This is a genomic window from Streptomyces lincolnensis, assembly GCF_001685355.1.
Classification (GTDB): domain Bacteria; phylum Actinomycetota; class Actinomycetes; order Streptomycetales; family Streptomycetaceae; genus Streptomyces; species Streptomyces lincolnensis.
In genome coordinates, this window is sequence record NZ_CP016438.1 from 9020573 (window position 1) to 9038875 (window position 18303).

General features: G+C 70.0%; 20 protein-coding genes. 8 read left to right on the top strand and 12 right to left on the bottom strand.

The window, feature by feature from the left end; genetic code table 11:
• Positions 1-27 precede the first annotated feature (27 nt).
• Entirely contained in the window at positions 28-2073 is a 2046-nt protein-coding gene (locus SLINC_RS39795) for a flotillin family protein (protein WP_067443282.1), read from the bottom strand.
• Positions 2074-2186: 113 nt separating this feature from the next.
• Positions 2187-2672, bottom strand: a complete 486-nt coding sequence (locus SLINC_RS39800; RefSeq protein WP_067443283.1) for a hypothetical protein — start codon at positions 2670-2672, stop codon at positions 2187-2189.
• Between the two features lie 269 nt (positions 2673-2941).
• Between SLINC_RS39800 and SLINC_RS39805 the strand changes: the two genes are divergently transcribed.
• On the top strand, positions 2942-3313 hold the full coding sequence (locus tag SLINC_RS39805; protein WP_067443284.1) for a hypothetical protein: 372 nt from the start codon (positions 2942-2944) through the stop codon (positions 3311-3313).
• A 194-nt stretch (positions 3314-3507) separates the two neighbouring features.
• Here the strand turns inward: SLINC_RS39805 and SLINC_RS39810 are convergent, their stop codons facing one another.
• The 6 genes from SLINC_RS39810 to SLINC_RS39835 all read right to left on the bottom strand — a co-directional run bounded on the left by SLINC_RS39810 (position 3508) and on the right by SLINC_RS39835 (position 9356).
• Complete coding sequence (locus SLINC_RS39810; RefSeq protein WP_067443285.1) at positions 3508-3831, bottom strand: hypothetical protein; 324 nt, start codon at positions 3829-3831, stop codon at positions 3508-3510.
• 444 nt (positions 3832-4275) lie between these two features.
• Entirely contained in the window at positions 4276-5472 is a 1197-nt protein-coding gene (locus SLINC_RS39815; protein WP_067443286.1) for a globin domain-containing protein, read from the bottom strand.
• A gap of 76 nt (positions 5473-5548) precedes the next feature.
• Complete coding sequence (nsrR, locus tag SLINC_RS39820; protein ID WP_067443287.1) at positions 5549-5992, bottom strand: nitric oxide-sensing transcriptional repressor NsrR; 444 nt, start codon at positions 5990-5992, stop codon at positions 5549-5551.
• A 25-nt stretch (positions 5993-6017) separates the two neighbouring features.
• Positions 6018-7334, bottom strand: coding sequence for a DUF3533 domain-containing protein (locus SLINC_RS39825; protein WP_067443288.1), 1317 nt, complete (start codon positions 7332-7334; stop codon positions 6018-6020).
• The gene (locus SLINC_RS39830; RefSeq protein WP_067443289.1) at positions 7331-8455 is read right to left on the bottom strand and encodes a 4Fe-4S binding protein; all 1125 of its coding nucleotides are present in this window, start codon (positions 8453-8455) and stop codon (positions 7331-7333) included. Before SLINC_RS39830 ends, SLINC_RS39825 begins: the two co-directional genes overlap by 4 nt.
• A gap of 190 nt (positions 8456-8645) precedes the next feature.
• Positions 8646-9356, bottom strand: coding sequence for a MerR family transcriptional regulator (locus SLINC_RS39835; protein ID WP_067443290.1), 711 nt, complete (start codon positions 9354-9356; stop codon positions 8646-8648).
• 337 nt (positions 9357-9693) lie between these two features.
• Here SLINC_RS39835 and SLINC_RS39840 point away from each other — a divergent pair, with 337 nt between their 5' ends.
• The 5 genes from SLINC_RS39840 (at position 9694) to SLINC_RS39860 (ending at position 13966) form a co-directional block, all read left to right on the top strand.
• The gene (locus SLINC_RS39840) at positions 9694-10308 is read left to right on the top strand and encodes a DUF6230 family protein (RefSeq protein WP_067443291.1); all 615 of its coding nucleotides are present in this window, start codon (positions 9694-9696) and stop codon (positions 10306-10308) included.
• Positions 10309-10365: 57 nt separating this feature from the next.
• Complete coding sequence (locus SLINC_RS39845) at positions 10366-10851, top strand: DUF6114 domain-containing protein (protein WP_182449259.1); 486 nt, start codon at positions 10366-10368, stop codon at positions 10849-10851.
• Positions 10844-12106: a hypothetical protein gene (locus SLINC_RS39850; protein WP_067443292.1), complete on the top strand. Its 1263-nt coding sequence runs from the start codon at positions 10844-10846 to the stop codon at positions 12104-12106. Before SLINC_RS39845 ends, SLINC_RS39850 begins: the two co-directional genes overlap by 8 nt.
• A gap of 79 nt (positions 12107-12185) precedes the next feature.
• Positions 12186-12887, top strand: a complete 702-nt coding sequence (locus SLINC_RS39855; RefSeq protein WP_067443293.1) for an SDR family oxidoreductase — start codon at positions 12186-12188, stop codon at positions 12885-12887.
• 176 nt (positions 12888-13063) lie between these two features.
• A complete protein-coding gene (locus SLINC_RS39860; RefSeq protein ID WP_067443294.1) occupies positions 13064-13966 on the top strand; it encodes a UTP--glucose-1-phosphate uridylyltransferase in 903 nt (300 codons plus the stop codon).
• 67 nt (positions 13967-14033) lie between these two features.
• On the opposite strand, the gene SLINC_RS39865 is transcribed toward SLINC_RS39860, so the two are convergent.
• Positions 14034-14450, bottom strand: a complete 417-nt coding sequence (locus SLINC_RS39865; protein ID WP_067443295.1) for a hypothetical protein — start codon at positions 14448-14450, stop codon at positions 14034-14036.
• A 12-nt stretch (positions 14451-14462) separates the two neighbouring features.
• A complete protein-coding gene (locus SLINC_RS39870) occupies positions 14463-15359 on the bottom strand; it encodes an RNA polymerase sigma-70 factor (RefSeq protein ID WP_067443296.1) in 897 nt (298 codons plus the stop codon).
• A gap of 69 nt (positions 15360-15428) precedes the next feature.
• Between SLINC_RS39870 and SLINC_RS39875 the strand changes: the two genes are divergently transcribed.
• Together SLINC_RS39875 and SLINC_RS39880 are read left to right on the top strand one after the other, a co-directional pair.
• Complete coding sequence (locus SLINC_RS39875; RefSeq protein ID WP_067443297.1) at positions 15429-16154, top strand: alpha/beta fold hydrolase; 726 nt, start codon at positions 15429-15431, stop codon at positions 16152-16154.
• An 88-nt stretch (positions 16155-16242) separates the two neighbouring features.
• The gene (locus SLINC_RS39880) at positions 16243-16854 is read left to right on the top strand and encodes a DM13 domain-containing protein (RefSeq protein WP_067443298.1); all 612 of its coding nucleotides are present in this window, start codon (positions 16243-16245) and stop codon (positions 16852-16854) included.
• 13 nt (positions 16855-16867) lie between these two features.
• Here SLINC_RS39880 and SLINC_RS39885 read toward each other — a convergent pair whose 3' ends face one another.
• Together SLINC_RS39885 and SLINC_RS39890 are read right to left on the bottom strand one after the other, a co-directional pair.
• Positions 16868-17494, bottom strand: a complete 627-nt coding sequence (locus SLINC_RS39885) for an NADPH-dependent F420 reductase (protein ID WP_067443299.1) — start codon at positions 17492-17494, stop codon at positions 16868-16870.
• An 84-nt stretch (positions 17495-17578) separates the two neighbouring features.
• Entirely contained in the window at positions 17579-18301 is a 723-nt protein-coding gene (locus SLINC_RS39890; protein WP_067443300.1) for a DUF1775 domain-containing protein, read from the bottom strand.
• Between the last annotated feature and the right edge of the window lie 2 nt (positions 18302-18303).

Consider the following 18303-nt stretch of genomic DNA (forward strand, 5'->3'; position numbering starts at 1 on the left):
GTGCGGCAGCTCCGGACCCTGGGACGGTCAGCGCCCGGCGCTGCCGTTCAGGGCAGTGAGGGACGTATCGGCGAGCCCCAACTCACCAGCCCTGTCCAGTAGTTGCTGGAGCTTCCCGGCGTTCGTGCCGCCGGACCTCATCAGCTTCATCAGCAGGGCGGAGACGGTCAGGTTCTGCACGTCGGCCGTGGAGACCGAGCCGAGGACACGGCCGAGGTCGTCGGTGAAGCTCGCCGTGCCGTCCAGCCAGGGCTTCGCGAGCGCCTGTGCCGTCTCGGAGTGCTGCATGAAGCCGTCGACACCCTTGCCGAGCGCGATGGAGGACACCAGCCTGTCGAAGAAGACCGAGTCTCCGCCGACGATGTTGATGTCGGCGTTCTCCAGCCCGGTGGCCAACACCGTGGCCTGCGCCTCGGCAACCTGCCGCTGCACGTCCAGACCGGCGAGCCGCACCTCCTTCTCGGCCTCCAGACGCAGTCGGTACTCCTCGTGGCCGCGAGACGCCTCATCCAGCGCGGCCATGGCCGCCGCCTTCTCGGTCAGTCCGGCCGCCTCGGCCTTCAGCTTCTCGCCGATGCCTTCCGCCTCGGCGAGCGCCTTGGCCCGGGCCCCCTCGGCGTCGGCCCGCATCCGCGCCCCGGCCGCCTCGGCCTCGGCCCGGCCGGCCTTCTCGATGACCTCCGCCTCCTTGTCGCGGACCTGGACGGCGGCGAGCCCCTCGGCGGCGGACTCGGCCTGGATGCCTTCGGCGAGCCGCAACTTGGCCCGGGCATCGAGATCGGCGCTCTTCAACCTGGCGTCCGCGAGGGTGAGTTCCTCGGCCGCCCGATGCACGGCGGCCTGCTCGGCCGCCTCGGCGGCCTTGATGTCCTTGACCAGCCTCTCCTGCGCCTGGGCCTCGGCCGCGATGATCACGGTCTGCCGGCCGCGCTCCGCCTCCTCCACGGCACGCAGCCTCTTGATGGCCTCCTCCTGCTCGGCGACCGTACGGTCCACGGCCACCCGCTCGCGGATGACCTCGGCGATGTCCCGCTTCTCCGCCTCCACCTCCTTCGACGCGGCGATCCGGGTCAGCTCGGTTTCCCGCTCCCGCGCGATGACTTCGAGGAGGCGGTCCTTCTCGATGCGCTCGCTCTCGATGGCGATGACCCGCTCGCGGTTCTTGGCCGCGACGGCCACCTCGCGGGCCTGGTTCTCGCGCTGGATGCCGAGCTGCTCCTCGGTCCTCAGGAACGCGCCCTGCGAGCGCAGCCGCTCCTCCTCGACCACCCGCGCCGTCTCGGCCTCCTCGCGGGCCCGCACGGTGTCGATCTCCCGGCGCTGCTTGATCTCGGCATCCGCCTGGCGCCGCTCCAGTTCCAGAATGGCCTCGCGGGCGTCCACGTTCTGGCGGGTGATCTCCTTCTCCTCGGTGCGCCGGAACTCGTTGGTGCGCACATGCTCGATGGCCGTCAGCTCGGTGATCTTACGGATGCCCTGGGCGTCGAGGACGTTGGCGGGGTCGAGCTGGGTGAGCGGCGTCTGCTCCAGGTAGTCGATCGCCGCGTCCTCCAGGTGGTAGCCGTTGAGGTCGACGCCGATGACCTCGATGATCCGGTACCGCAGTTCCTCGCGCTTGGTGTACAGGTCGGTGAAGTCCAGCTGCTTGCCGACCGTCTTCAGGGCCTCGGAGAACTTCGCGTGGAACAGCTCCTGCAACGTGTTCCGGTCACTCGCCCGAGCGGTGCCGACGGCCTGGGCGACCTTGATGACGTCCTCGACGGTCTTGTTGACCTTGACGAAGAACGAGATCCGGATGTCGGCGCGGATGTTGTCCCGGCAGATCAGCCCTTCCTTGCCGACCCGGGTGATCTCGATGGTCTTCACCGAGATGTCCATCACCTCGGCCTTGTGCAGCACCGGAAGCACGACCTGCCCGGTGAAGGTCACATCCACCTTGCGCATCTTGGAGACGATGAGCGCCTTGCCCTGCTCCACCTTGCGGAACAACCGGGCTACGACGAACAACACGACGACGGTGACAAGCAGGACGGCGGCGACTGTCGCGCCGATGCCCATGGCGGTGGCATCCATACGGAATCCTTGAAGTCGGCGAAGAGATGACGCCTCGACGACGAGGCGAAGCGGCCCGCCGGCCGCGGGAACGTGCGTCAGGAGTGGCCGAGCCGGTGGAGGGGGCGGGCGACTCAGCCGCGAGCGCGGCGATTGTCGGGAGCGAGGCGATTACCGCGAGCGCGGCGACCAGCGGAGTCGAGGCGACTACCGGGGTCGAACGGAGTACCGCTCGCCAAGTCCCGCTGTCGCGACCGGTGTTCGCCCCGGAACAGCTTGGTGGCCGAAGCCGCGAGGCCGTGCGCCACGGCCCCGGCGATGAGCGCGGACAGCGCGAGCAAGGTGACGCGGGCCAGGGCGGCGCCGAGTCCCGTCAGACCGACCCGGTCCACCACGACGTTCCCGGACAGACTCACGAGCCAGCCGCTCACCGTGACGACGGAGGCGGCGACGGCAACCGGCACTCCTTTGAACACCCTGGCCAGCGCCGGGGCATCGGCATCGAAGTCGCGCACGCCGGCCCGGCCCAGCAGGACCAGCAACCAGAACCCGAGCACGACCACGAGAGCAGAGGTGAAGATGACGGTGGGGAACCGCCCGACAGCGCCGATGACGTCCAACGTTCCCCACCCCCCCCAAGACCTCACTGTGGCGTCCAGACACTCTCGGCCGTTGCCGGAGCCTGGCATCGGGTCACGCCCGGCATGTGCGCCAAGGCCATTGTGAAGGGGCGCTGTTCCTTGCCGCATTGCCGTGTTCCGGCAGTCTTGTCGTCTCTTTGATGCCGGACTGCGGTACTCGGGTGGCCCACCGAGTTGGGAGCGCGTCGTGTCGGGCGCTCCCAGCGGATCATCTTCACGAACCTGTGCCGCCTGGATACGGTGGCGGCATGGCGACGAACCTGTGGCATCCTCGGCCTGGGTTCGAGTGGAATTGGTGGGCGGTCGACGCTCAGGGCTTCCTCGTGCAGTTCAGCGGCGGGCCCGCTCCCGTGCAGCTGCTGGCGCATGTGGATCGTGTCGACGCCGCGGCTGCGTGGGCGGAGGAGAACCTCCCTGCGTGGTTCGACGACGGTCCCCTACCGCTCCACGTCTTCAGTTGTAACGGCGAGTTGCCGACCTACACCCGGCACGATGTCCCGGACTCCCCGTTGCGGCTGTCCGACGCGCCGGCAGTCATCGCAGACGTCGCGGCCTTGGTCGAACTGCGCCGGGCAGTGGGAGACACCTGGACGATCTACCTCGACGAGGGATGGATCTAGGCAGCGCATCCCCTCCAGCATCCTGGGTCGCGCCGTGCTGATGGACGCGCACGATCGTGGAGTCCACGTCTCATCCGAGATCACGTCACGCGACACAAGCACAAGGCGCGTCCGACGAATTCGACGACCCTCCAGCAGCACGGTCCAAGGCTGACCGGGACTCGTGGCCGTGCGCACCACGAAGCGTCTACTGGTTAGAAGGGATCGGTGAACGAGATCGGCTTGCCGGTGGCGTGGGCGTATGCGATCTCCCTGCTCGTGGACTCGCCGATATACCCGCCCGGGTTGACGACCAGAACCCGGTCAGCCAGGTCGATCTTGCGCAGGTGGAGTGAGGCCAGCGCGGTCTTCTGCTCGTTGGTGATCGACTCGTCTGCTTCGTGATCCTCGGCGCGCAGGAAGACGCTTGGCGCGACGACGATGACACCTGCGAAGGTCAGATCACGGTTCGCCGCGCTCATCTCGTCCGCGAACCGGGTAGAGCCGCAGATGCAGACAATCTCAGGTCGGTCGGGCACGGCTCAGTCCTTCGGGGCGAACGGGAAACCGTCAGGGTGCGCGCAGCCATCACAGACGGGCATACGAGCCAACGGTTTACGCAGCGAGATGGACACCACGCGGCTGCACCGTCGCAGGCGGGAGGCGTGGCCCGTGCTGGGAATCACGCTGCTCGACGCCGAAGTCTTAGCCGGTGGTTGTGCGGACCCCTTCGGCTTGCGCATCCTGTCCCGGGCGCGCGCCGCGGTCGACGAGCGGGGTTTGGCGGTGACCCGCAAATACCGTGCGACGGCATGCATCGCGAGGCTCATCCGGTCCTCCAGGAGCACGATGCAGGAGCGACGATGCGTCAGCGTATCCGCGTGCATCCGGACCCGCCACCGATCACCGGCCCGACCGGCCCGTCGGTCGTCGGCGCGTTGCCGGCAGCCCCCACCCTGCTGCCACACTCCGCCCGGCCGGGTCTACTCACCGCCCAGCCACAGATCGGGGCCGAAGACCTCGTAGTGCACGGCGTGCGCGGGCAGGCCCCGGCGGAGCAGGTCGCCGCGCACCGCGCGCATGAAGGGCAGCGGGCCGCACAGGTACGCGGTCGCCTCGGCGGGCAGGTCGAGCGTGGACACGTCGGCCTGGCCCGGCGACGCCTCCGGTGCGGCGGCACCCGGCTCCTCGTACCAGAGGTGCAGCCGGGCGTTCGGAAGCGACTCGACGAGTCGGCGCTGTTCGTCGCGGTGGGCGTGGTCGGCCGGGGTGCGGTCGGCGTGCATCACGATGACCCGGCGGGTGGTGCCCGTGGCGGCCAGGTGGTGAAGCATGGGCAGCATCGGGGTGATGCCGATCCCCGCGGACGCCAGCAGCAGGGGCCCGTCGCCGTCCGGCAGGACAAGGTCCCCGAAGGGGGCGGAGACGCCGAGCGCGTCACCGGGGCGGGCGTGCTCGTGCAGCCAGGACGACACCTCGCCCTCCGGTCCCGCTCCGGCCCGCACCCGCTTGACGGTGATGCGCCAACGCGGGTCCTCCGGCGCGCCGGAGAGGCTGTACTGCCGTATCTGGCGGGCGCCGTCGGGGAGTTCGCCCCGGACGCTGACGTACTGGCCCGGGCGGAAGGCTCCCGCAGGGGTGCCGTCGGTGGGGCGCAGCAGGAGGGAGACCGCGTCGCGGGTCTCCTCGTGCCGCTCGACGATGTCCAACTGCCGCCATGCCCCGCCTTCCACGGTGCCGGCCTCCTGGTACAGCCGGGCCTCCAGGGCGATCAGGGCGTTGGCCATCAGCCAGTACACCTCGTCCCAGGCGGTGGCCACCTCGGGCGTGACCGCGTCACCGAGGACGTCGCCGATCGCCGCGAAGAGATGCTGGTGGACGAGCTTGTACTGGCCGGAGGCGATGCCGAGCGAGGCGTGCTTGTGGGCGATCCGGGAGAGCATCGTGTCCGGCCGGGACCCGGGGTGTTCGATCAGCATGCCCGCGAAGGCCGCGATGGAGCCCGCCAAGGCCTTCTGCTGTTCCCCGGTGGCCTGGTTGCCCCGGTTGAACAGGTCCCGCAGCAACTCGGGTCGGTCCTCGAAGAGTCTGGCGTAGAACCCCTCGGTGATCTCGCCGATGGCAGCGCCGACGACGGGCAGCGTGGCGCGGACGACCGGAACGGACTGCTCGGACAGCACAGTGTTGCTCATTAATAGGTAGATGATCTTCGTATTAAAGGAGAGGGTGGAGGTCGACGCTGGGACCTACTCCCGCTCAGGTGGCGCGGCGGCCGACCAGTCCCACGAGGACGGGGCCGGTGGGCGACGTCACCAGATCGGTCACCGTCAACGGGTCGAGAGTGGCGTAGAAGGCTTCCTGGGCCTCGCGCAGGGCCCGGCGCAGTCGGCACGCCGCCCGCAGTGGGCACGGTGGATCGTCGTCGCAGGCCACGACCTCACCCTCGCCCTCCAACTCCCGCACCAGCCAGCCGACCGAAGCATGCCGACCCAGCTCGGTCAGCTCCAACCCGCCACCGCGCCCCCGTCGGGCCTCCAGGACGCCGAGGTGTTGCAGGCGGGTGATCGCCTTCGCCATGTGGGTGGCGGGCACGCCCATGGTCTCCGCCACCTCTCGGGTGGTCAGAGGCTCGTCCTGCTCGGAGACCGCCAGGCGCATCACGGCACGGAGCGCCAGGTCGGTGAACTTCGTCAGTCGCACGCAAGGACGCTATCAAATGCGAGTTTCAGACTCGTGTTTTGGGGGCTCGCCGCTCCGCAGCCTTCTCGGGCTCCGCCTCAGCGGGGATGCGGTGCAGCCCTTTGCGGTCGTACCAGTTCGTCACGCCGAAGCCGAACAGCGCGGCCGCCGCGAGGCCGACGGCCATCATGACCCAGCCCCGGGTCAGGCCGGCGTCGCCCTGGGCGTCGTAGTAGAGGATCGAGCGGAGGCCGCCGGTGAGCTGGCGCAGGGGCTCGAACTCCGCGAGGAAGCGGTAGAAGCCGGGCAGCGCCTCGACCGGTGTGGTGGCGCCGGCTGTCGGTACCGCCATCGCGATGAAGACGAGTGTGACCACCAGCATGCCGGGGGTGCCGAAGACGGCGAGGAGGGTGAGCGCACCGATTCCGGAGACCGCGATGGCGCACACCGAGTACAGCCACAGCAGGGGCAGGTGCGAGGCGTCCATGCCCATGAGGCCGACCGCGCCCGCCAGGACCAGGGTTCCCATCAGCAGGGACAGGGCGGCCATGAGGGTGCTGCCGAGGGCGAGGGTCTGCACGCGGGTGGCCCGGATCAGCGGGCGGTGCAGGCGCAGGGGGCCCATGTCGTTGTGGGTGTAGCCGAGGGCGTGGTCCACCTGGCCGCTGATGACGTTGGCGGAGAGCATGCCGCAGACCACCAGGACGAGCGCGTAGTAGAACGCGGTCAGGCCCAGGCCGCTGTGCGAGTCGAGGGGATGGCCGTCCTCGACGGTGACGGCGGCCGGGTCGGTGAGCAGGAGGCGTGCCGCGGCGGGCAGTTGCGCCTGCGTCGTCCCGCCCTGGGATGTGAGCTCCTTGCCCACCTGGAGCGAGGCACGCTCGGCCGCCTGTGTCGTCGCCGTCCGGGCCAGGCTTGAACCCATGCTGCCGGCGGACTGGTTGGTCAGCACCGTCAAGGTCGGGCGGGTCGGCGCCCCGGTGGTCGCGGTGCCGGTCAGCGCGGTGGTGGCGGAAGTGAAATCGGCGGGGATGACGAGCGCGCCGTACAGCTTGCCCTTGCCGAGTTGTTCCTTCATCTCCTTCTCGTCCATCACCTTCCAGTCGATCTTGTCACCGCTCGCGGTGGACTTCTTGATCGACCCGGTGATCTGTGCCCCCAAGTTGACCCGCTCGCCGCCGACAGCGGCCCCCTTGTCGGCGTTGACCAGCCCGACGGGCAGGTTCTTCAGGTGGCCGACCGGATCGATGTTGGCGCCGACGTAGAACACGGTGAACAGCAGCGCGAGTACGCCCGTGATGACGCCGTTGGCGATCCACAGCGGTTTGGCGCGCAGGACGCGGAAGGGGTGAATGCCACTCATGACGTACGGGTCTCTCGCTCGGGGGACGCGGAAGGTTTGGCCGGGGGCTGCCAGCCGCCGGTGACTTCCTTGACGGGCTTGTGGGGGAAGCGGCGTCGGGCGTACTCCTGCGCGTGGGAGTCCGGCAGGACGTAGAGGGTCTCCTTCTTGTCCTGGAGCGGCCGCAGCACGGTGTCCATGAAGGTCTTGCGGTCGTCCAGGTAGGGGCCGAGGACATCCTCGCCGCCGGGGCAGACGGCCAGGCAGTAGCCGGACTTGTAGCCGGGGGGAGAGGTCAGGCTCTGCCACATGGAGGCGCTCTCGGAGTCGGTGACCCGGGAGCGGTAGTCGGCGGCGTCCTCGCTGTCGGCCACGGTCTGCGCCCAGTCGGTGAACCCGCTCATGAACTCGCGGTAGTTGTGTGTGGTGCAGGCCAGTGCGTCGAAGGCGCCGTCCTTGGCGATGGCCCCGACCGGGCAGGCGGCGACGCACAGTTTGCAGTCGATGCAGGGGTTGTAGTCGAGCGCCTGTCCGTACGCGCTGACCTCGGCGTCCACCAGGACGGTCGCCAGCAGGATGAAGTTGCCGAATTTGGGGTGGATGACGTTGCGGTGCAGGCCCATCACGCCGAGCCCGGCGGCCACGGCGACCGTCTTGTGCGCCACCACCCAGATCCGTTCGCTGGGGAAGCGGTCCATCTCCTGGGGGAAGCCGACCGACGGGTTGAGCGCGCGGTGGCCGGCGTCCTGGAGCGCCTGAGTGACGCTGCGGGCGGCGTGGTTGGCCTGCTCGTCGGTCTGATGGAACTCCTGGTTGGCCACGCTGCGGGCGGGAGAGCGGCAGTTGTCGCGGTTCATCCGGAAGGCCATCGCGATCAGGGTGCGGGTGCCGGGCAGCGCGGACCGCACGTGCTCGCGCTCGCCGGCCAGGTCGGGGTGGTCCAGGCTCACCGCGGCGGCGTCGTCCGCACCGGCGGACAGGCACAGTTCGCGCAGCCAGGCCGCGTCGATCACCGGCGGCGGGCTCGCGACATCACCCGCCGCGCGCCGGGCGAGCACGGCCCGCACGGACGGGTGGGCGGCCAACTTGGCGGGAAGCCTGGGACCCGACGGGTGCCCCTCGGGGTCGCGCGCGGCAGTCATCCGGTGCTCCTGGTGGCTCTGGTGCAGGACTCGCCCGCACGGCAAGAAACCGATCGGTTTTCACCACCGTAAACCGATCGTTTTTCGCGGGCAAGTCTGAGGATGCCAAGCCGTGGGCCGTTCCCGGGGCGACAGTGTGATGGCCTTGGGTCGACAGTGTGATGGCCCTGGGGCGGACGCGGCCCCGCGTCTACGCCGAGGACTCGCCCTGTCGGCAGGCGCGGCGATGGTGGCGACGGTGGTTCGCGTCCTCCTGGGCCAGCCGTCGCAGGAGCCTGACGACCGGCTCGAAGAGGGCGGACAGGAGCACCGCTCGCTCGGCCAGGGCGATCCGGTCCTCGATACCGTCGAGTTGGGCGAAATCCAGGTCCGCGGTGGAGGTGGCGAGCCGCGCGTAGGGGAGGAGGTCGTCGGCCGTGTAGTCGGCGCCGAGGCGCCCCAGTGCCGCGAGACTTTCGGCCAGCGCCGGGCGGTGCGGCGACGCGTCGGAGATCTGCCAGCCCATGCTCGCGATGAGCGTCTCGACCCGTGCGGCGGGCTCATCGCCCGACGTTGCCTCGTCTGCGGCGCTGTCGGGGTCGGTATCGCCGCGGTCGCCCCGGTCGCCCGGTCCGCTCTTGTCCGCGGAGGGCACCGGCAGGGCGTGGTGGACGACGCCCAGGGTCTCGAACGCGTCCAGCGGACGGTCGACGGCGTCGAGCACTTCACGGGTCCGGGCGACGGACAGTCCGCCGAGCTGGATGAGGGAACGGATCAGGCGAAGTCGCTGGATGTGCTCCTCGCCGTACTCGACCGCTGTCGGGTTCAGCGCGCGGCCCTCGGGGAGCAGTCCCTCCCGCCGGTAGTACTTGATGGTCGCCACCGGCACCCCGGACCGCCGGCTGAGCTCTGAAATCCTCATGCGCTCCCTCACGCTCAACTGTCCCATCAGTATCGCGTTACCGGGGGTTGCCCCACCCCTCTCGATAGTGCCACTATCAGGCACTCGGTAGTGACACTATCGAGTGCCTCTCCGGTATGCCCGCTCATCGGTATGCCCGCTCTTCCGTACGCGCGGACCACACGCTCCCGCGCCGCGGAGGACATCGGCGTCACCGCGGCGCACCCAGCCGCCGTTCCCCCCCCCACCCCCATCCAGTCGCCGTTCCCTCACCCCGTCCCGGGCCGGTCAGCCCTGGGCCCGGTCACCGCGTACGCCTCGTATACCTCGTACGCCTCGAACAACGGAGGACCACCCCATGTCCCAGCGCATCGGCAAGACCCACTGGAAGCGTTTCGCGGTCGGTGTGGTGCCGACCGCGGCCGCCACGGCGGCGGTCGCCGTTTCCATGGCCCAGGGCGCGCTGGCCGCTTCGTTCAGCATCTCCGGTTCCGACTTCCAGGTCTCGGCCGGCAAGTTGAGCGGCACCGGATTCGGCAACTACGCCACCGTGGACGTCGCCAAGAACGGCAAGCGCGTGCCCGTCTCCGTCTCGTCCATCAAGGACGCGAGGGTCACCGACATGTGCCAGTCCGTGCCGGTGGACATTCCCATGCTCGGGATCTACACGATGACGCTCAAGGCCGGCGGGTCGGGCACCCCGGTCAAGGCCAAGAACCTGTTCATCGACATGACCGACCTCCAGGCCAAGTCCGGCACCTTCAGGAACATCGACATCGGCGTCGCCGCCGGCTCCATGACCAAGGGGCAGCTCAACCCGAAGGACCACGTCGACCCCAACGGCTACGCGCAGGAGGCGGAGTCGGTCGAGATCATCGACGCCCACCAGCGGGTCTGGGCCACGACCGCCGGCACGTTCGAACTGTCGGGACTGCACATGAACATCGCGGCCGGCCGTCACGACTGCTTCTGACCACGCTCCGCCCCCCCCACGGACGCCATCGCCCCCTCACGACTTGAGAGCTGCCCCATGACGAGTGCCGCCGCGCCCGCGCACCCCCACAGTGACAGCGGCTTCACCCGCATCCGCCGGAACTTCCGGGCCTGGCGGCACACCCGGCCCTTCTGGGCGGGTCTGCTGGTGCTCCTCGCCGCCGCGCCCATCATCTACTTCCCGTACTTCAACCTCTCCCTCGGCGCCCTGTCCGTGGCGATGTCCACCACGGCGGGAGCCGGGTCCCTGGTCATCGGCCTCACGCTGATCGTCCTCGGCGGGCTCCTGTGGTTCCAGCCGGTCATCAGGTTCTTCGCAGGCTGCGTCGCCGTCTTCCTCGGAGTGCTGTCGCTTCCCATCTCCAACTTCGGCGGGTTCTTCGCCGGCACGCTGCTCGCCGCCACGGGCGGGCTCCTGGCCCTGGCGTGGGGGACGGTGGACGGGCCCGCGCAGGACATACCCGACGACACGGTGACGGCGTCGGCCACCGACGACCGGGAGGGAGGGCGGGGGAGTGAGTGACCAGTCGCCCGACACCGGCGGTCAGACCGCGCCACCCCGCCTCGTCCGGCCGCCGAGAGGTCGCCACGCCATCCCTCGTGCGTCCGCGCTGACGCGCCTGCGCCTGCCCGTCGGCAAGGCTCTCGCGCTGACCACGTTGCCGACCGCTCTCATCCTGGGAAGCCAACGCCTGCCCGTCGCCGACACGAGCGCCACCGTGGCCCACTCGGCACGCGAAAAGGCACCGGGCGGTGGACCCGGAGCCGACGCCGTCGACTGCGCTCGTCCCGACGACGCACCACCCTCGGCCGCCGCGACGTCCCCAAGTCCCACTCCGTCCGCCGACCCCGCCAAGTCCGGCGCCTCCCTGAGCGGAGCCCCCGCCGATCCGTCGGAGCGCCTGGGCGACGAGGAAACGGGCCCCGCCCCGGCTACGACCGCCACCCCGACTCCCTCGCCGAGCCCGAGCTCCGCCACCACCGGCCTCGCGGATCTCCTCGGCCCTCTCTTCCAGGACGACACCGAGCGGAACACCCCGGCCCCCGACGCGAACCCCTCGCCGGTCTCGCCCCCTCCCACGGCACAGCCCACATCGCCGTCCGTCCCGCGGCTGCCCGCGCCCCACCCGCCACCTTCACCCACCCACCGCACCGCCGAGCGGTCGCCCAAGCCGTCACCGTCGCCCGATCCGTCGCTCAGGACGGACTCCCCCCGAGGAGACGCCCGCAACGCCCGCACCTGCGACATCAGCGATCTCAAGGCCCCCGAGGACCGGCGGGCCGGCCGCTTCTCCGCCGAGCCGTGGACGATGCGGGGGAGCCGCCTCGACCTGCACGGCCTCGTCTTCCACGGCGTGGTGACCGTGGACACGGCCGCCGGCCCCAAGCGGGTGCTCAAGTTCTCCGCCACCGCCGTCTCGATCCGCGACCTGAGGATGTCGGTGCCCGTCGGTCCGCAGATCCAGCACATCGACGGAGCGCCGGGCTCCACGTCCACGCTGCGAGGCGACGAGATCACCATGTATGTCGAAAGTCTGACGGGCACCCTCGCCAGCGTCGAGAACCTGCCCACGCCGCCCGTCCTCCGGCTGCACCTCACGCCCGACACCGTGCCGGAGTGGCTCTACGACACGGTCGGCAAGCTCGGTGCCACCCTGCGGCTCGGCCTGAACGACGCCGAGATCGACCAGGCGGGACAGACCGGTGGGGAACTCATCGTGCCGGGGATCCACGGGTACGGCACGCCCCGCGGAGCATCCCACGAGACGCCCCGGTGAAGCAGCCGCACTTGCATTTTGAAAACCGATCGGTTTACGGTTGTGGAAACTGTTCGGTTTCTCGTTTGTGGAGGCAGTCATGACCGCACTGAAGGGTGCCCACGTCCTCGTCACCGGTGGCAGCCGCGGTATAGGCAAGGCCCTGGTGGAGGAGCTCTACGCGCGCGGCGCCGGCAAGGTCTACGCCACGGCCCGCGACCCGCGTGCCGTGACGCACCCCGACGCCGTCCCGGTGGCGCTGGAGGTCACCGACCCGGCGTCCGTGGCGGCCGCCGCCGCCCAGGCGGAGGACGTCACCGTACTGATCAACAACGCCGGGGCGGTCGTCGGCGCGTCCTTCCTGGATTCCCCGGTCGACGACGTGCGCCGGGAGTTCGAGACCAACTTCTACGGCCCGCTGCTTGTCGCCCGCGCCTTCGTGCCGGTCATCGAGCGCAACGGCGGCGGCCACATCCTCAACGTGCACTCCGTGCTGTCCTGGCTGGCCCTCGGCGGCTCCTACAGCGCCTCCAAGGCCGCCCTGTGGTCGCAGACCAACTCCCTGCGTCTGGAGTTGCTGCCGCGCGGCATCGCCGTCACCGGACTGCACGTGGGGTACGTCGACACGGACCTGGCGGCGAGCGTCGACGCCCCCAAGGCCGACCCGCGTGACGTCGCCGCACTCGCCCTCGACGGCATCGAGGCGGGGGCCCACGAGGTGCTCGCCGACGACATCTCCCGGCAGGTCAAGGCGGGCCTGGCCGGGGACCTCGCCGGCCTGTACCCCGAGCTGGCGAAGTAGAGAGGCAGAGCGGACGGCACGGTGCTGCGTTCGGACGTCTACTGGTCGCCCGGTAGACACTCGCGTCGAGGCTCGCGCACTCCAGAGGCGCCCGTGCCGGTCGGGCGGTGGACGTTGTAGCGTCGGCGTGTGCTGTGCCGACCGGTGCGGTGTCCCGCTCGACCAGGAGTGACGTGATGTCCCCGACGATTCGCAGGGCCGTGATCCCCGCCGCCGGACTCGGCTCCCGTCTGCTGCCCCTGACGAAGGCGACACCGAAGGAGATGCTCCCCGTCGGCGACAAGCCGGTCATCGAACACACCGTGCGGGAGCTGGTGGACTCCGGTATCACCGACATCACCATCGTCGTCTCCGGCGGCAAGAGCCTCATCCAGGACCACTTCCGCCCCAACCCCGCCCTCGTCGACCAACTCCGCGAGGACGGCAAGACGGCCTACGCGGACGCCGTACAGGAGATCGCGGACCTGGCCCGCCAGGGCCACATCACCTACCTCGACCAGTACGGCCCGTACGGCAACGGCACCCCGGTCCTGAACGCCGCCCGCTCCTTCGGCGACGAACCGGTGCTGGTGCTGTGGCCCGACGACGTCTTCGTGGCCGAGGTCCCCCGCGCCCAGCAGCTGATCCGCGCCTACGAGCAGACCGGCTGCCCGGTGCTGGCCCTCATGCCGATGGACCCCACCGAGTCCCAGCGCTACGGCGTGCCCATCGTCAAGGAAGACCTCGGGGACGGCCAGCTGCGGATCACCGGCCTGGTCGAAAAACCCGAGCCGAACGCGGCCCCGTCGTCGTACGCGGCCATCGGCGGCTACGTCGTCACCCCCGGCATCATCGACGAGCTGCGCGAGCAGACCCGCCGCTGGTACGAGCACCGGACCGGCGAGGTCTACCTGACCGACGCCGTCAACGCCTACGCCGCCACCCGCGCGGTGTACGGGCAGGTCATCAAGGGCCGCTGGTACGACACCGGAAACCCGGCCGACTACCTGGTCGCCCAGATGGCCTTCGCCCTGTCCCACCCCGAGTACGGCCCCCTCCTGCGCGACCTGGTCGCCGGACTCGACGAAGACCGCGACTGAGCCGGTGCGCCCGCGCTGAACACTGTCATCGGCACAGTGTCGGGAAACCAACGGTGTGGCGGGCCTATCAGCGCTTGGCGCGGTACAGACCTCGGCCCGCGCGCTGGACACGGGACGTGCCGACGAGGCGGTCGAGCGTGCTGCGCACCGCGTTGATGCTTCCGCTGTCGGTGTCACGGCCGAGTGCCGCCGCGACATCCCGGGCCCGCACGTCGACGTCTCCGACCTCGGCGAAGTACTCCATGATCTGTTCGGTGAGCCTGCCGTACTTCTTGTGACCGTCGGTGTCGATGCCGGTGGCGGCCGGGTGGAGCATCACGGTCTCCAGGGCGCCGAGGGCCCGCCGCACCGAGCCGAGATGGGCGACGACCGCGGCCAGCTCCCTCTCCAGAGCCTGCTTCTGGATCTCCAGGCGAGCCAGGTCCGCCTGAAGACTCTCGGCGGTGCTCTCGATGTCGCGTGCCGTGTGGGGTGCAGAGACCATGTGTTTCTCTCCTCAGGAGTTCAGGGACTCCACGTACGGCAGCAGCTTGGCCGGATTCATCACCCACATGATCCGGTCGATGCCCTCGGCGGACGCGTCGACGGACAACAGGGCCACGGCGTTGCCGTCGGCGGAGACGAGAACGGCCGGTCGCCCGTTGGCCTCCACCCAGCGCGTGTCCATCGGGGGCCAGAACCGGGGCGCGAAGGCCACGAGGTACTTGGAGACATGCGGACGGCCGACGACCGGGATCCTCGACGCGCCGCGCATCCCGCCGCCGTCGGTGTAACTCACGACGTCCGCGGCGAGGACGTTCTCCAGCACCGCCAGTTCGCCCGTCCGCGCGGCGGCGAGGAACACTTCCAGCAGCCGCTTGTGCTCGGCCGGGTCGACGCGCTCCCTGCGCTCGGAGGACAGGTGCTTGCGCGCCCGGCTCACCAGCTGGCGGGAGTTGGCCTCGCTCGTCTCCAGGATGTCGGCGACCTGGTGGTAGGGGTAGTCGAAGGCTTCCCTCAGGACATAGGCCGCCCGTTCCACCGGGTTCAGCTTCTCCAGGAGGAAGAGGACCGCCAGTTCGAGCGCCTCGGCCCGCTCCGCCCCCACCTGCGGGTCCGGGCTGGTGTCCACCGGCTCCGGCAGCCACGGGCCGACGTACGACTCGCGCCGTACCCGGGCGGACTGGGCGAAGTTGATGGCCAGCCGGGTGGTGATCGTCGTCAGGAAGGCCACCGGCTCGCGGACGGTGACACGGTCGGTGTTCTGCCACCGCAGCCATGTCTCCTGGAGGATGTCCTCGGCCTCCACCGCGCTGCCGAGCACGCGGTACGCGATACCGAAGAGCCGCGGACGCGCCGCGAGGAACTCCTTCGTCGCCTGGTCCAGAGCACCGGTGTCATCCCCAGCGAGCATGGCCGTCCCTTCGGCTGCGGTAGGAGACTGTGACACGATGTTATTCGTCCATGATGAAGGGCTCTCTCCATGCCTGCGATTCTGGTCCACGGCGTCCCCGACACTCATCGCGTGTGGGACGGCGTACGCCGACACCTGACCCGCAGCGACGTGGAGGCCTGGGATCTGCCCGGGTTCGGCGCGCCGCGCCCGGCCGGTTTCGGCTCCACCAAGGAGGAGTACGTCGACCGGCTCATCGAACGGCTGGAGCGGATCGGCGAGCCGGTGGACCTGGTCGGCCACGACTGGGGCTGCATCCTCACCGCCCGCATCGCATCCCTGCGACCTGACCTGGTCCGTACGTGGGCCGGCGGGAACGGGCCGATCAGCGCCGAGTACGTGTGGCATCCGGCCGCCAAGGTGTGGCAGGACCAGGTCGAGGGCGACCGATTCATGGCGGAGTTGAAGGCGGAGCCGTTCGCCGCAGGCATGGTGGCGGGCTTCGATGTGCCCGAGGGACTGGCCGAGGAGACGGCCGGCAGGGTGGACGGCCCGATGAAGGACAGCATCCTCAGGCTCTACCGCTCCGCCGTGACCATGGGCGCGGAGTGGGAACCGGCCCTGGCGCAGGTGTCCGCGCCGTCCCTGGTGTTCTGGGGAGCGTCCGACCCGGCCTGTCCGATCGAGTTCGGCCGCGAACTGGGTGCCTCGCTGCGCGCGAGGAAGGTCGCCGAACTCGACTGCAACCACTGGACGGTGCTCCAGAAGCCGGCGGAGGTGGCCGCCCTCCTGGAGGCGCACTGGAGCGCGACGTAAGGGTTTCGTCATCTCGTGGCGGCTGTGCGTCGGCCGCGCGTCCCGTTGGATGGGTGGTGACGGGACGTTCTTACGAAGCGAGGCCGGAATGGGACGCGTGGGGAAGCTGCTGGGCAGACCGTGGGTCATCGGGATGTTGGTGGTGGCTGTCGTCGGTGTCGGCTCGGGGCTCTACTGGTTCCAGCCGTGGAAGCTGTGGCAGGACGAGAGGGTGGACGAGGCCCTGCCCGGCCTGGTGGTGACGCCGGAGCCCGAGGCGTCCGCGCCTCCTGAGACCGACGCCCCCTCCCGAACACCGACACCGACACCGACGCCGACGCCGACACCGACTTCCGAACCCGGGCCCCAGACGGTGGCCGGCGGCGAGCTGATCAGCCACGAGCACGCCACCTCGGGCACGGTGAAGCTCGTACGACTCGCCGATGGCTCCCACGTCGTACGGCTGGAGAACCTCGACACCAGCAACGGCCCGGACCTGCGTGTGTGGTTGACCGACGCGCCCGTGAAGGAAGGGCGGGCGGGCTGGCACGTCTTCGACGACGGCGCGTACGTCAGCCTCGGCAAGCTCAAGGGCAACAAGGGCAGCCAGAACTACACCCTGCCCGCGGACGTCGACCCGGCCGACTTCACCAGCGTCAGCATCTGGTGCGACCGGTTCGACGTGTCCTTCGGCGCGGCCGAACTGGCGCGCGGAGTCTAGGCGGAGCCGGCGTCTAGGCGGAGGCGCGGGGCACCACGTTGATGTTGAACGTGTGGGACCCCAGACCGTTCGCGATGCCCATGAAGAGCAGGGCGAAGTGTTCCTGGCCGCGGGCGGTGGTGAGGTCGCCGATGTCCAGCTGGGACGAGGGCGGCCAGCCGAGGTCGGTCAGCAGGCGGCCGGTGGTCCGTTTGGCTTCGGTGTCGTTGCCGGAGAGGAAGACGGTGCTCGGGCCCTCCAGGTCGCCCGGGGCGATCATCACGGTGGAGTCCATGGTGCACAGCGTCTTGACGACGGGGGTGCGGGGGAAGGCCTCCTGGATCCGTTCGGCCAGACTGTCGTTGGGGTGCGAGAGCTCGGTGAAGTCGTCGGAGAGACCGACCCCGACGTCGATCAGGAGGGTGCCGGCCAGCGCCGGCGCCCCGATGGAGCGCAGCAGGTCCACGGAGACGGTCCCCGGGGTGGCGTTGACCAGCACCTCCGCGTGGGCGGCCGTCTCGGTCAGACCCTCCACGGGGAAGCCGAGATCCGTCCGCTCCTTGGGACGGCGTGAACCGAGGAGTACGTCGTGTCCTGCCGCGCTCCAGCCACGGGCCAGTGCTCGGGCGACATTGCCGGTGCCAAGTAGTCCTATACGCATGGTGCGACGCTAACCGCCCTGGCGGGACGGCGGATCGGGCTGCGGGCCCAGACGGGACCGGCACCAAAGACGTAGTTCCGTGGGCTACGGCCGGGCGCTGTTCCGGCGTCGGACGGCGAAGACCACCGCCGCGAGCGCGATGAGGAACACGACGGCGATACCGCTCCAGGCGACGGCGGACATGCCGCTGTCGTCGTCGTTCGTGGTGTCGGCGGCGGCCTGGGTGTCCGGTGAGACCGTCGGCTCGGCGGCCGGGGTCGGGGACGCCGACGGGGTGGTCGGTGCGGTGGGGGAGGGGCTGACGGGCTTCGCGCCCGGGGCGGCCGCCTTGAGGTCGAGCACCGGCGCCTCGTTGCCGTGCCCGTGGCCGCCGCCGGAGTCGCCCAGTTCGATCCAGCGGTCGACCTTGCCGTCGCTGTAGGACTGGAGCGTCTTGAACACCAGCTCCTCGGCGTCGGGCAGTTGACGGACCACGACGGAGTGCGCGACATCGGCGCCGACCTTCACGGCCGGACCCTTGACGGCGTAACCGTCGGGAGTGGTGCTGAACTTCCAGCCCTTGGGGCCCTTGCCGTAGGCCACGTCGGCGGGCGTGATGCCCTTGGGCAGGATCACCCGGAGCTCGCTGATCCCGGCCGTGCCGGACTCCGACTCGGCCGTGAAGGTGAGCTCGACGTTCTGCGCGAGGGCCTGGGCGTTGTCGGACTCGACCTCCACATGGGCGGCGGCCGGAACGGCGGTGAGCAGGATGGCGGTTGCCGCGGCGGCCACGGCAACCGCCGTACGCGACAGGGTGATACGGGACATGG